Below are 13,052 nucleotides of genomic sequence, written 5' to 3'. Positions count from 1 at the left end.
CGAATCGGCGGGGCGTGTTTGTTTTCCCCCAACCTAAACCCGCCTGATTCTCAACCCGGTGGCCAAAGCCTTGCATAATTCCTACCTGTAGCTCAATTGTAGTAGCGAATGTTCAGCGTAAGCCCCTTACCTTGAGGGGTGCGACCCGAGCGTTTGTTCCCCCAACGGCCGGGTTGCACCAGGAGAATCGCGCGGGTGCAGGTGTCTTACCAGATGCTGACCCGCGTTTTTTTATGCTGCCGCGCCACCGACCACACCGTCTTTCCCGCGCATGGTTTCCGAGTCTGCCGTTCAAGCCAGCATCAACGAAATAGCCGCTATTGCCGACCACTACCCCGGAGTCCTCATCATTCTCGATCAACAAGCCAGCCGCGTGCGCTACATGTCGGCGCGGGGGCTGCAGCGCCTGGGCACCACTGTGGCCGAGCTGACGGCCCTGGGGGCGGCGTACTACGAGCGGTATTTCAATCCCGAGGAAGCCCAGGAGTACGTGCCCAAGGTGCTGGCCCTGCTCGACGGCCAGGACCCGGCCATGTGCGCCACGTTTTTTCAGCAGGTGCGCACGGGGCCCCAGGGCACGTTTGAGTGGTACCTGAGCACGGCCCAGGTGCTGCTGCGCGACGCGGACGGCCGGCCCGAGCTGATCATCTGCTTTTCCTGCCCCATCAGCCCCGATAGCCACATCACGGCTAAGGTGCAGCGCCTGGTGGAGGAAAACATCTTCCTGCGCCGCCACCACGCCACCTTTGGCCTGCTCACCCAGCGCGAACGGGAGGTGCTGCGCCTGCTGGCCCTGGGCCGCACCGCGCCCGACATTGCCCGCGAGCTGTTTATTGCCCCGCAAACCGTGGAAACCCACCGCCGCAACCTGCGCCAGAAGCTCGGCGCCGAGTCGCTTTTCGAGCTGAGCCAGTACGCCCGCGCCTTCAACCTGATTTAGGGCTTTTCGGGGAAAGAAGCGTCTGCCTGGGGCTGGAAAAATACCTGGAAGTAGGTATTGTACCGGGGATATGAGCGGGGGACCTTGGTGCTTTCCACCAACCTACGTCCGTGCCCATGAAACACCGTTACGTTCCTACCGCTGCGCTACGCGGTGGGTGTACAGCCCTGCTGCTGGCCGCCGCCGCGTCGGCCTCGGCGCAGTCGCTGAACTACCACCCCGAAAACGCCCAGAACCTGGCCGGCAGCTACCAGCCCATTGCCGACACCACCGGCCGGGTCATTGCCACGGCCAACTTCGACGATGCCGACTCGGCCCCGCAGAACATCGGCTTCAGCTTCCCCTTCAACGGCAGCAGCTTCAGCACCTTCATTCTCAGCAGCAACGGCTTCATCAAGCTGGGCAGCGCGCCGCTGTCGGACCCCTACCTGTTCTTCGAGTACGCCCAGACCGAATTTTCAGTGTCGTCGGGAGGGGTAACCATCTTTCCGGGCGGGCCGATAGCCAGCACCGATTCGCGCAGCACCAACATCGTAGCTCCCTTCGCCACCGACCTGATGGCGGCCACCGGCGGGGGTACCGAGTACCGGGTGGTGACCACCGGCACGGCGCCCAACCGCGTGTGCACCATTGAGTGGAAGAACGTGCGCGACAAGCCCAAGCAGGCCACGTCGACCAATACCACCGTCATTGGCTCGCAGTACGACAACTTCTCGTTCCAGGTAAAGCTCTACGAAACCTCGGGGCTGATCGACTTCGTGTACGGCGCCCCCACGCCCGGCGCGGGCCCCGACGCCTTCCGCACCGTGGCCGTGGGCATCAAGGGCGACACGCCTCAGGCGGGCGACGTGGTAATGGCCGATAAGAACTCCACCGGCTCGTGGGCCAACGCTACCTTCATCGACAACTACTACGTGGGCGGCGACCCGCACAACGTGCGCAGCTCGGTACGCCCCGACATGGGCCGCACCTACCGCTTCCGCCCCGACGCGGAAACGGATGCCACGGTAAAGGCCATCTACACCCTGGGCCAGGTGCCGGTTGGTCGCCAACACGCCGTGCAGGCGGTAGTGCGCAATCAGGGCACCCAAACCCTCACCAACCTGCCGGTAACGCTGAACGTGACCGGCCAGAACACGTTTAGCAACACCCAGATCGTGAGCAGCCTCGCGCCGGGCGATGTTACCACGGTTACGTTTGCGGCCTATACCGCGGCCCCGCTGCCGGGCAACAACACGGTGCAGGTGAGCGTACCGGCCGATGCCTACGCATTTGCCAACTCGCGCACCCTGACTCAGGCCGTGACCCGCAGCACCCTTAACTACGTGCAGCCGATTGCCGGCTCGGGACTGGTACCGGGCTCTTACGGCTACGACACGCGGGCCGGCGTAACGGCCGTGAAGTTTACCACCCCGACTGCCACCAAGGTGGAGGCCGTGACCAACTTCATTCCGACTGCCAGCAACTCGACCGGGCGCACCATCTACGCGGCGGTATACAACGCGGCCGGCAGTCAGCTGGCCCGCACCCCCGATTACATCGTGCAGGCTTCGGACCTGGGCACCAACGTTACGTTCGCCTTCGCCGCGCCGGTCGCCATTCCGGCGGGCTCTTTCTTCGTGGGCATTGCCCAGCCGGCCAGCCCGGTAGCACATTACCCCGTTGGTCTGCTGGTCGAAAACCCGGTTCGCCCCGGCACCTTCTACGACCGGCCGGGCATTGACCCCAATGGCACGTTCAACGACCGCGCTTTCGCGGGCCTCGCGCCCTTCCTGATCGGCGCCGTGCTGACGCCCGCGCCGGTTATTGCCGCCATCAACCCCGACAGCAGCCTGGTGGGCGCAACCGTTACCATCACCGGCACCAACTTCGGCGGTGCCACGGCCGTGACCTTCAACGGCACGCCGGCCTCCAGCTTTGCCGTTGATACTGCCGGCAGCTCGATCAGCGTGGTGGTGCCCAGCGGGGCTACCTCAGGCCTCGTTCGCGTTATCACGCCCGGCGGCACCTCGGCCGGCATGATGTTCACCGTGATTCAGGACCTGGTCATCAGCAGCTCGCAGAACGTGCCCGCGGGTTCCTACCGCAACATCACCGTGCTGGACGGCGGCGTGGCTACGCTCACCGGCGCCACCACCGTGGCCGGCACCCTGCAGGTTCGCAGCGGCGGCACCCTGAACACCAACTGCCAGGCGCTGACCGGCTCCGGCAGCTTTGAGCTGCAGGCCGGCGGCACGCTCGGCATCTGCAACGCGGCCGGCATTACCTCCTCGGGGGCTACCGGCGCCGTGCAGCTGACGGGCACGCGCAGCTTCAGCTCCGACGCCAATTACCTCTACAACGGCACAGCGGCCCAGGTAACGGGCAGCGGCCTGCCGACGCAGGTGCGCAACCTGACGTCGACCAACAGCAGCGTTCTGACCTTGTCGCAGCCGCTGGCCATCCGGCAGGTGCTGACGCTGAACGCGGGCAACCTGAGCCTCAACGCCCGCACCCTTACGCTGCTCTCCGACGCCACGGGCACGGCCCTGATTGCCAACCTGGGCACGGGTGCCGTGTCGGGTACTACGGTGACGGTGCAGCGCTACATCGACCCCACGCGCAACCCCGGCCTGGGCTACCGGCACCTGGCGGCGCCCGTGACGGGCCAGACGGTGGCCAGCTTCGGCTCGGGCGGCGCGGCGCTGGTCGTCAACCCGGCTTACAACAGCTCGGTGACGCCCAACCTGGTAACGCCCTTCCCCACCATCTTCGCCTACGACCAGGCCCGCCTGGCTTCCTCGCCGGCCACCACGCTGTCGGCCTTTGACAAAGGGTGGGTTTCGCCGACCTCGCCGGGTGACGACGCCGCCCTTGCCAGCCGTGGCTTCACCGTGCAGCTGCCCGGCGCCAGCACGCTGAGCTTCACCGGGCAGGTGGGCAATGGCAGCGGCAACATCGCGCTGAACCGCAATAGCGGGGCCACTGCCGCCGACGCGGGCTGGAACCTGATTGGCAACCCCTACCCCTCGCCGCTGGACTTCAGCACCATCCCGGCCGGGCAGCGTACCAACGTCGATGCAGCGTTCTACACCTACGAAAGCACCGCGCAGTACGCGGGCCAGTACCGCAGCTACGTCAACGGCGTCGGCAACCCGCTGGTGGGCACGGCCCAGGCGTTCTTCATGCGCGTGAGCAGCGGCCGCACCAGCGGCACGCTGAGCCTGAACAACGCGAACCGCGTGACCAGCTACACCCAGCAGGCCCCGGTGCGCCGCGGAGGCGACACCCGCCCACTGGTGCACCTGACGGTACAGGGCACCGGCGGCCTTACCGATGAGGCGTACGTGTACTTCCAGGCAGGGGCCTCGGCCGGCATCGATACGGAATACGACGCGCGCAAGCTCGGCAACCCGCACGGGCTGAACCTGGCCGTGGCAGCTGGCGGCGAGCTGCTGGCCATCAACGGCCTGCCCCAGCTCACGGCCGAAACCGTGCTGCCCCTGCAGGTAAGCGTGCCGCAAGCCGGCAGCTACACCCTGCACGCCGCCGAACTGCTGAACCTGGCGCCCGGCACCCGGGTATTGCTGCGCGACGCGCAGACCGGTCGGGAAATCGACCTGCAGCAGCAGGCTAGCTACTCGTTTGCGCTGACCGGCCTCTCCGCCGGCCCGCGGTTTACGCTGGTGTTCCGCCCCGGCAACATCACGGCGGCTTCGGCGGCGCAGCTTTCGGCCCTGACGGCGCTGTACCCCAACCCGACCAGCCGCTCGTTCACCCTGGAACTGCCCGTAACAGCCCGCGTGGCGGGTTCGGTAGCGGCCACGCTCTGCAACAGCCTGGGCCAGGTGGTGCTCCAGCGCACCCTGCCCGTGGGGGCCAGCGGCGTACAGGCCAGCTTCGACGTGAGCACGCTGCCCAAGGGCGTGTATGTGCTGCGCCTGCAGGTCGGCGAGCAGCCCATCAGCAAGCGCGTGGTGGTTGAGTAATCGTTGCCCTGCCTCTTTCTTTTAATCCGGCCGCCCTGCGGGGCTGCCTTCCCCAGTACTTGTATGATGAATAAGCTGATTCTCTTTTTCGGGGTGCTGCTGCTGCTCGGCAGCGCCGCCTCCTCGGCGCGGGCCCAGGGCAACCCCGGCTCGGGCGGCCCCCAGCCCGGCCAGCCCACGGCCGTGCCCATCGACGGCGGCGCTTCCCTGCTGCTGGCCGGCGGCGCGGCCTACGCCCTCTCGCGCCTGCGCCGCAGCTCGCGCCCGAGCTAGCGCCGCCTGACGTCTAAAGACAAAAGCCGCTTCCGATTTTCGGGGGCGGCTTTTGTCTTTAGGCGCCGGGGCTTTTTCGTGCGGGGCGGGCGTATTCCGGGGCGCGCGGGCCTGCTACCTTTGCCGCTGCTTTTCTTTTCTTCCCGCATGGCCATTCTCTCCGGCGTTACCGTTCACCCCGACTGCCGCCACTTCCGCGGCGACCTGCCCTGCCGCCCCAACAAAGAGCACGGCTACGTGTGCCAGGGCTGCCCGGTGTACGCCCCGGTGCGCCAGCGCATTCTCATCATCAAGCTCGGGGCCATCGGCGACGTGATTCGCACCACCCCGCTGCTGCGGCGGCTGCGTCAGGAGTACCCGCAGTGCTACATCACCTGGCTCACCCACACGCCCGCCATCCTGCCCGCCCAGGATGGCCCCGACGAGGTGCTCAAGTTCGAGCTCAGCAGCATCGTGCAGCTGCAGGGCCGCGAGTTCGACCTGCTCTTCAACCTCGACAAGGATAAGGAAGCCGGGGCGCTGCTCAACAGCATCCGGGCCACCCAGAAGTTCGGCTACGCCCTGCGCCCCTACGACGGCGTGGTGTGGCCGCAGAACGAGCTGGCCGAGCACAAGTTTCTCACCGGCGCGTTCGACCAGCTGAGTTTGCAGAACCAGAAGCCCTACGTGCAGGAAATCTTTGAGCTGTGCGGCTACGAGTTCCGGGGCGAGGAATATGTGTTCGACACCCACGACGACAAGGGCTACCAGTGGCCCATGCTGCCCCCGGCGGGCCGCCGCGTGGGGCTGAACACCGGCTGCGGGGATAGGTGGACCACCCGGCTGTGGTCCGACGAGCAGTGGATTCGCCTGATCGGGCAGTTGCAGGTCGGCGGCTACCAGCCCGTGCTGCTGGGCGGCGCGGCCGAGGACGAGCGGAACCGGCGCCTGCACGCCGCCACCGGCGCGGTGTACCCGGGCACTTTCCCCCTGCCGCAGTTCATCAACCTCATGCAGCAGATGGACGCGGTGGTGACCCAGGTGACCATGGCCATGCACATCAGCATTGCCCTGCGCAAGCCCACGGTGCTGATGAACAACATCTTCAACCCCTACGAATTCGACCTCTACGGCCGGGGCCAGATCGTGCAGCCCAACCGGGAGTGCGTATGCTTCTACCGCGGCACCTGCCAGCTGGGCACCAGCTGCATGGAAGAGCTGCCCGCCGAGAAAGTCTTCGCCGCCGTGCAGCAGACCCTGCCGGCGTAGGCCCCCCGGCGGCTACGCCCTCCCCCGATGCGAGGGGTATGCGGCCGTCCGCAACGCGGGCGACAATGGTTCCGGCAAGTCGTTCTACGACGCGTGAAGCTTCGCGCTCCGCCGCGTGGGCCATTCCCCGGTCGGCCGGGTTGCCCGGCACGCCGCTCGGAGGGCATAGCAGCCGCCCCTACGCTGGCCGGCCGTTGTCCCCGTCGTCGTCCAGCAGCCGGGTGATTTCGGCTATTTCCAGCGCAATGGCCGCCAACCGCACCTGCAGCAGCGCGGGCGCGCCGGCCTCGTGGCGCAGAATGCCGGCGGCCCGCCGCTCGAAAAGGCTCAGCCACTCGTGGGCGTGGGCATTGTCGGCGGGAAAAGCGGTTCGCAGCTGCGGCAGCACCTGCTGCCAGCAACGGGCCTGGGCCAGCCGCACCTGCAGGTGCTCCAGCTTCTGTTGCAGCGGACGGGCCGCTACCCGCAGGCCTTGGCGCCGGAAGGAGAGGTCGTCGCGTTGGGCCTCGGTCAGCACCGGCGGCTCGGGCGGTGGTAGTGCGGCGGGCAGCGCGGCTTGCAGCGCGAACAACAGCTTTGCCTGCGGCCAGGGCAGGAACCGGGTGCCGTGCTCGTCCATGGCCACGGCTGCCCGCGACACCTCCATGAGGTAGGCCAGGTCGTCCTGCGTCAGGCCCAGGCGCGCCCGTACCGCCTGGGTAGCGTTGTGTGAGGACTGCAGCGGCCGGTGGTGAGAGAATTTTCGTCTTTTCATTGGGGCTGGAAGGAGGCGGCCCCAGTAAGTTCGTTTTTTTGTGACAATGAGTGGTGTGACAAAGATTATTGTCACACCACTCATTGTCACAACGGCCGATGGAGTCGGGTGGGCCGCGCCAGACGCTACACTCCCCGGAGGCACCGCGGCCGCCTGCGGCCTAGCCCGGCGCGGCTACGGCTTTGAGGGCTTTCACCATCTCCACCCAGGAAAACTGCTTTTTGTAGTGGCGGGTGCCGGCTTCAAACACGGCCTCCTTCTCGGGGTGGGTGGCGAAGTCCACCAGCGCCTCGGCCAGGGCCCGGGGCGTGGGCGGCACCACGTAGCCTACTTCGCCGTCGGGAATCAGCTCGGCCAGGCCGCCCACGTCGGTGACCAGCATGGGCCGCTCGAAGTGGTAGGCAATCTGCGAGACGCCGCTCTGGGTGGCATCCTTGTAGGGCTGCACCACCAGGTCGGCGGCGCAGAAGTAGTCGGCCACCCGTTCGTTGGGAATAAACTCGGTGGCGCGCACCAGCCGGCTTTCCAGGTCGTGCTCCTTGATCAGGGCCTCGTAGGGCGCCGCGTCCTCGTAGTACTCCCCGGCCACGATGAGCTTCAGCGGCAACGCGCGCAGCCGCTCGTCGGCAAAGGCCTGGAGCAGCGTGTCGAGGCCCTTATAGGCGCGGATGAAGCCAAAGAACAACAGGTAGCGGTACTGCGGGTCGAGCCCCAGCCGGCGCAGCGCCTCGGGCTTGGGCACGATGGGGCCGAAGTTGTCGTAGAGCGGATGGGGCTGGTACTGGGCCGGCTGCCGCAGCCCCAGGCGGCGCAGATCGGCCAGCACCGCGCGGCTCATGGTCACGAAGCCGTGGTTGCGGGGCAAAAAGTACCGGGTCAGGGGCCGGTCGCCGGGGCGCTTCTCGTGGGGAATGGCGTTGTCGGCGATGGTGACGAGGCGGGTGTGCCCATTGCCGCGCACCAGGCGGGCGATGGTGCCCAGCGCCGGCCCCATAAAGGGCAGCCAGAAGCGAAAAATCACCAGGTCGGGCCGCTCACGGCGCAGCTTCCACCCCACCCGCCACCAGCTCAGCGGGTTCACCGAGTTGAGACTGACTTCGATGGCGAGGTCCTGGGGCGCGGGGCCGGTGCTGTACTGGGTGGTACCCGGAAACAAAAACTCGGGGTACTGCAGCGAGAACGTGACGATGCGCACTTCGTCGCCGGCCTCGCGGAAAGCCCGGGCCAGCCGCTCGTTGTAGGTAGCCAGTCCCCCGCGCAGCGGATACGCCGGCCCGATGATGACAACTCTCATTCTTTCTTAATTATGAATTATTAATTCGTAATTATTAATTACCCGGGCCTGGGATGCTACGCAGGGAGTAATTAATAATTATGAATTACTAATTATTAATTACTCGTTCGGCTCCGCACGGATACACAGAGCCCCAGGAATGAAGCACGATTAATTAATAATTAGTAATTCATAATTATTAATTAATCGTATCCCGCACCAGGTAAGGATTCTTCTTGCGGCCGGTGAGGGTCACCATTTCGGCCAGGAAGCCCGTCAGGAACAGCTGCACGCCCACAATCACGGCCACCAGGGCCAGGAAAAACAGGGGCTGATCGGTAACGTCGCGGGCGCGCAGGCCGTGGGCCGCCAGCCAGGCTTTGTCGTGGGCGGCCAGGTAGATTTTCTGGGCCACCAGCCACAGCGTAATCAGCGCCCCGAGCAGAAACGACACGGTGCCCATGGTGCCGAAGAAGTGCATGGGCCGCTGTCGGAACCGGCTCACGAAGGTGATGCTCAGCAAATCGAGAAAGCCGTAGACGAAGCGCTCCAGCCCGAATTTGGTGGTGCCGTACTTGCGCTCCTGGTGCTGCACCACCTTCTCGCCGATGCGCCTAAAGCCGGCCCACTTGGCAATGACGGGAATGTAGCGGTGCATCTCGCCGTACACCTCAATACTCTTGACCACGCGGTTGTCGTAGGCCTTGAGCCCGCAGTTGAAGTCGTGCAGTTCGATGCCCGAAAGCTTGCGCGTGACGCCGTTGAAGAGCTTGGTGGGAATGGTCTTGGAGAGCGGGTCGAAGCGTTTCTTCTTCCACCCGCTCACCAGATCGTACTTTTCCTCGGTAATGAGCCGGTAGAGTTCGGGCAGTTCCTCGGGCGAGTCCTGCAGGTCGGCGTCCATGGTGCACACTACCCGGCCGCGGGCCGCCTTGAAGCCCGTGTCGAGGGCCGCCGACTTGCCGTAGTTGCGGTTGAAGCGGATGCCGCGCACGTAGGGCTCGGTATCGGCAATGTCCTCGATGACGTCCCAGGAGCTATCCGTCGAGCCGTCGTCGATGAGGATGATTTCGTAGGACAGGTTGTGCTCCTTGAGCACGCGCCGGATCCAGGCCGTCAGCTCCGGCAGCGACTCGGCTTCGTTGAGCAGCGGCACGACTACCGACAGCTCAACCGGGAACGAATGCGGATTGCGTTTACTCAAACTCGGGTTGATTGCGCTTGGTAATGGCCGAAATAATCAGCGAGAGGATCAGCCCGCCAATGAGGGCACCCAGAACAGCAAACAGCGCCATGGACGGCCCCGTCATAAACTTGCTGGTCATGGCCATAGCCTGATCTACCTGTTCGGGCGACGTGCCATCGGCCTCCATTTTGGTACGCGCGTTTTCGAGCAGGCGCGTGGTGAAGTTGGTGTCGATAACCGTGGCGTAGATGTAGATGAAGATGGCCCCCAGCACGCCCGACACAACGGAGAGGATGGTGCCGATGCTCACGCCCTGGCCAAACGACATAAAGCCATTGTTGTGGCGCTTGAAGTACTGGTGAGCCAGCACAATGGCCGCAATGGAAATGATGTACGAGACGTACTTCAGCGGGCTTTCCTCGCTGTTGGTGGCGAACATGATCAGCGAGAAGATGATGCTGACGATGCCCGTCAGTACGCCGTAGCGCAAGCCAACGGAAGAAGGGGTAACGGTGGGGGTAGCGGTGTTTTCCATATGAGTTGGGGGTTTGGTTGGGGCAAGAAAGGGCTTATTTGCGAAAGAACACGCCGCCGGGAATACTCAGGATCAATCCCACAACCAACTTCTTCTGCCAGTCGTCCATCGCCAAGTCGCGCGGCGAGTCGGCAATGCCCTGGCGGTTGGCCTCGTAAAGCAGGGCTCCGTTCTTGAGTTTGAGATAGTAAGGCTTCTCGGCGGCCAGCATCTTCTCCATCTGGGCGCGGTTTTCGGCAATGAGGCCGGGACCCGCCAGCCGGGCCAGGCCATATACGCCCGCCGCTGATACTACCGCAGCTATTACCGTTGTGAGTACGCCGGTGAGTACCGCCTTACCCAAGCCCGGCCCATTTTCGGGGAAGTAGCGGCGCACGTACCACTGGCTCAGCAGCACGGCCAGGGGCGGCCAAAACAACGTCATCAGCCGCTTGGGGCCGTAGGGATTCTGCCCGGTCCAGTATAAAAACAGCCACCAGACTACGCTCAGCAGGCCCGCGCCCGCGCCAAACAGCAGCGCCGTTCGGATAACAGAATTGTTTTTCATGCAGCTCTTGACCGCTCGCGGCCATTAGCGGGCAAGTTAGCCACTTTGGACCAGTAGCGCGGTTCAGGCCGCGGCCAAAGCCGGCGTATTGCGCCGGCCAAAGCGCAGCAGCAGCACCTCACCCAGCAAAGCCAGCAGCGCCACCAGCAGGCAGTAGCGCCACAGCGCAGTACCCAGGTTCTGTTCGCGCAGTTGCGCGGCCAGGCTCTGGGCGCTACCCGCTTCGTACACGTGCACGTTGGGGTATGCCGCCGTCAGCTGCCGCAGCTCCGCGGCCGAGTAATAAGCCAGTTCCGACTCGCTCTTGGCCGGGTTGAACGCGAGTGTAGTCACTCGCTTGCCACTCAGGGTCAGGTCGTAGAAACCGGCCTGTTGCAGCCCCGCCGGTAGTTGCAGCAGCAGCTGACCATCTACTCGCTGCTGCGCCGGTACCCAACTGGCGGTATCGGCTTGGAGCTTGTAAACCGGCTCGGTTCCAGCAGCAGCCGCGGCGCGCAGAGCAACGGGCTGCCCCAAACGGTAAGCCGGCGCCTGGGTGGCCGAGTAGCTTTGCATGGCCAGGCGGTACATCACGGGCACAAACAGCGCGTTGTCGGGGAAAGTGGAGTAGCCCTGCCCGAAGGGCGAAGCAAATACGTATACCATGCCGGCGCCGCTGCGGAACCCCGACAGGAACGCATCCCCGTCGCGCAGCCGCAGCAAATCGGTCGACGAGCGGCTCCAGGTCAGCAGCGGCGCGGCTTTGGGCATTTCAGGCTGCCGCACCTGCTCGCCAAACACGTTGCGAAAAAACGGGCTCTGCGCCGAAGGAAACGCCAGTTCACGCAGCTCAGGTTTCGTTGCCCCCATACTTTGAAAACGAATGGCAGCCAGGGCCAGGTCGGCAAACAGGTTCTGATAGTCCTCGCGTACTGCCGCCGCCGCGGGCACCACTACCAGATTGCCGCCGCGTTCCACAAAAGCCGCCAGTTGCCGGCGCAGATCCGCTCCGATACGTGGCAACTCCTGCAACAGCACAAGGTCGGCTCCATCCGTCAACGCCCCCGGTGCCGCACCGGGGCTAACTCTTGAATAGGTAAATACCGCCTCGTTGGGATATACCCGTTGGGTAGCCGTAAGCGAAGTGGCAATATCCAGCACCCGAATGCGCCCCGCCGGCTGCAACGTGAAATAATAAGTATTGTCGAACGCCACCGCCTCATCCTCCAGTTCAATACGTCCCTGCTGCGGGCCATTACCGCTGATGCGTACCTTGGCTTTAACCGTAGCAGTGCCCTTGGCAGGTACGTCTACCTGGAATGCACCCGCCTGAACATCCCCAATCAACAAGCGCACCTGCGAGTTCGTGGCGTTGCTACTGCCCCCATTGCGTAGCCGGACGGTTAGCTCCAGGTCGGCCCCAGGGCGCACAAACTCGTCGCTGAACAGCAGGCTGTCCACGTATACATTCGCTTTACCAGCTGCGGAGACTGGAGCCAGATATACCGGCCCCAGTTGCGCCAGACGGGCAAACTCCGCCGCCGGAAAGTTGGACTGCTGGAAATCGGAGAAGATAAAATTGGCTGCCTGTCGGCTGCCCCCACCCTGCAGCAGCTTGCTGATTTGCCGCTGCACCGGCTGGTTGCCCTGCCGGTCAACTTCACCAATCTTGTCGGAATAGAGGGCCGCTGACACGGGCCCTCCGCTCACTGAAGGCAGTACTTGAAACCGCGTGCTACTTGGAAAAGCGCTGGGCAAATCCCGCGCCCTGACCAGGTTAACTTCCGCTACTGGTAGCCCTGCCGGCGTTTCGACCTGGGTGCTGGGAGTCGTATCAAAAATTACGTTTACTGAGGACAAACCTGCTAGTTCGTTCTGTGCCGCCGGAAGAAAAGGCTGAGTGAAAGCCAGTACCAGGGCCAATACGAACAAAGTACGTAGTAACAGTACCACCAAGTGCTGCAAACGCCGTTGGCGGGCCGTCACCAGCTTCACTTCCCGAATAAACTCCACGTTGGTGAACAGCAAGCGTTGCGGCCGGCGTAGTTCGAATAAGTGAAGAGCAATTGGAATTGAAACAGCTAATACGCCCCAAAGCGCCCAAGGATAAGTCAGCAGCATGCGCGTGAATGATTACTTCCTCCAAGGTAACGCCATAAAAACAATGGCTGCACAATAAGTAGAGAAGAAAAGAGCCCGCTTGCCAAAACAAGCGGACTCTTAGTAGGTGTTTTTATGGATGAAGTAACAAGCCTCAAATGCAGAAACGCCCCCCGCGGTCGGGCGGACCGGCGGGGGGCGTTTCTAGTATCAGAAGGTTGGCGGCGACCGACTCTCCCGCCGGCGAAG

10 protein-coding genes are annotated in these 13,052 nt (G+C 64.1%); 4 read left to right on the top strand and 6 right to left on the bottom strand.

Annotation, left to right across the window (positions count from 1 at the left end; all coding sequences use genetic code 11):
* Nucleotides 1-271: 271 nt before the first annotated feature.
* The 4 genes from ACE191_RS00050 (at nt 272) to ACE191_RS00035 (ending at nt 6,429) form a co-directional block, all read left to right on the top strand.
* Nucleotides 272-940: a LuxR C-terminal-related transcriptional regulator gene (locus ACE191_RS00050; RefSeq protein ID WP_400190126.1), complete on the top strand. Its 669-nt coding sequence runs from the start codon at nt 272-274 to the stop codon at nt 938-940.
* A gap of 116 nt (nt 941-1,056) precedes the next feature.
* Entirely contained in the window at nt 1,057-4,908 is a 3,852-nt protein-coding gene (locus tag ACE191_RS00045; RefSeq protein WP_400190125.1) for a T9SS type A sorting domain-containing protein, read from the top strand.
* 63 nt (nt 4,909-4,971) lie between these two features.
* Nucleotides 4,972-5,181, top strand: coding sequence for a PID-CTERM protein-sorting domain-containing protein (locus ACE191_RS00040; RefSeq protein WP_400190124.1), 210 nt, complete (start codon nt 4,972-4,974; stop codon nt 5,179-5,181).
* 147 nt (nt 5,182-5,328) lie between these two features.
* The gene (locus tag ACE191_RS00035; RefSeq protein ID WP_400190123.1) at nt 5,329-6,429 is read left to right on the top strand and encodes a glycosyltransferase family 9 protein; all 1,101 of its coding nucleotides are present in this window, start codon (nt 5,329-5,331) and stop codon (nt 6,427-6,429) included.
* A gap of 178 nt (nt 6,430-6,607) precedes the next feature.
* On the opposite strand, the gene ACE191_RS00030 is transcribed toward ACE191_RS00035, so the two are convergent.
* The 6 genes from ACE191_RS00030 to ACE191_RS00005 form a co-directional block, all read right to left on the bottom strand.
* Nucleotides 6,608-7,183 (bottom strand): hypothetical protein, encoded by a 576-nt coding sequence (locus tag ACE191_RS00030; protein WP_400190122.1) that lies wholly within the window; start codon nt 7,181-7,183, stop codon nt 6,608-6,610.
* Between the two features lie 160 nt (nt 7,184-7,343).
* The gene (locus ACE191_RS00025) at nt 7,344-8,477 is read right to left on the bottom strand and encodes a glycosyltransferase (protein WP_400190121.1); all 1,134 of its coding nucleotides are present in this window, start codon (nt 8,475-8,477) and stop codon (nt 7,344-7,346) included.
* Nucleotides 8,478-8,655: 178 nt separating this feature from the next.
* A complete protein-coding gene (locus tag ACE191_RS00020) occupies nt 8,656-9,660 on the bottom strand; it encodes a glycosyltransferase family 2 protein (RefSeq protein WP_400190120.1) in 1,005 nt (334 codons plus the stop codon).
* Complete coding sequence (locus tag ACE191_RS00015) at nt 9,653-10,177, bottom strand: DUF4199 domain-containing protein (protein ID WP_400190119.1); 525 nt, start codon at nt 10,175-10,177, stop codon at nt 9,653-9,655. The genes ACE191_RS00020 and ACE191_RS00015 overlap by 8 nt, the downstream gene beginning before the upstream one ends.
* A 34-nt stretch (nt 10,178-10,211) precedes the next feature.
* Nucleotides 10,212-10,724 (bottom strand): DUF4199 domain-containing protein, encoded by a 513-nt coding sequence (locus ACE191_RS00010; RefSeq protein WP_400190118.1) that lies wholly within the window; start codon nt 10,722-10,724, stop codon nt 10,212-10,214.
* Between the two features lie 63 nt (nt 10,725-10,787).
* Complete coding sequence (locus ACE191_RS00005; protein ID WP_400190117.1) at nt 10,788-12,824, bottom strand: BatA domain-containing protein; 2,037 nt, start codon at nt 12,822-12,824, stop codon at nt 10,788-10,790.
* Between the last annotated feature and the right edge of the window lie 228 nt (nt 12,825-13,052).

It is taken from the genome of Hymenobacter sp. B81, from assembly GCF_044628455.1.
Taxonomy (GTDB): Bacteria; Bacteroidota; Bacteroidia; order Cytophagales; family Hymenobacteraceae; genus Solirubrum.
This window is presented reverse-complemented; position numbering and strand designations above follow the sequence as displayed.

Coding starts and splice junctions, on each gene's coding strand:
- ACE191_RS00005 (WP_400190117.1), bottom strand. CDS start 12,824: ATGCTGCTGACTTATCCTTGGGCGCTTTGGGGCGTATTAGCTGTTTCA.
- ACE191_RS00010 (WP_400190118.1), bottom strand. CDS start 10,724: ATGAAAAACAATTCTGTTATCCGAACGGCGCTGCTGTTTGGCGCGGGC.
- ACE191_RS00045 (WP_400190125.1), top strand. CDS start 1,057: ATGAAACACCGTTACGTTCCTACCGCTGCGCTACGCGGTGGGTGTACA.
- ACE191_RS00035 (WP_400190123.1), top strand. CDS start 5,329: ATGGCCATTCTCTCCGGCGTTACCGTTCACCCCGACTGCCGCCACTTC.
- ACE191_RS00030 (WP_400190122.1), bottom strand. CDS start 7,183: ATGAAAAGACGAAAATTCTCTCACCACCGGCCGCTGCAGTCCTCACAC.
- ACE191_RS00015 (WP_400190119.1), bottom strand. CDS start 10,177: ATGGAAAACACCGCTACCCCCACCGTTACCCCTTCTTCCGTTGGCTTG.
- ACE191_RS00050 (WP_400190126.1), top strand. CDS start 272: ATGGTTTCCGAGTCTGCCGTTCAAGCCAGCATCAACGAAATAGCCGCT.
- ACE191_RS00025 (WP_400190121.1), bottom strand. CDS start 8,477: ATGAGAGTTGTCATCATCGGGCCGGCGTATCCGCTGCGCGGGGGACTG.
- ACE191_RS00040 (WP_400190124.1), top strand. CDS start 4,972: ATGATGAATAAGCTGATTCTCTTTTTCGGGGTGCTGCTGCTGCTCGGC.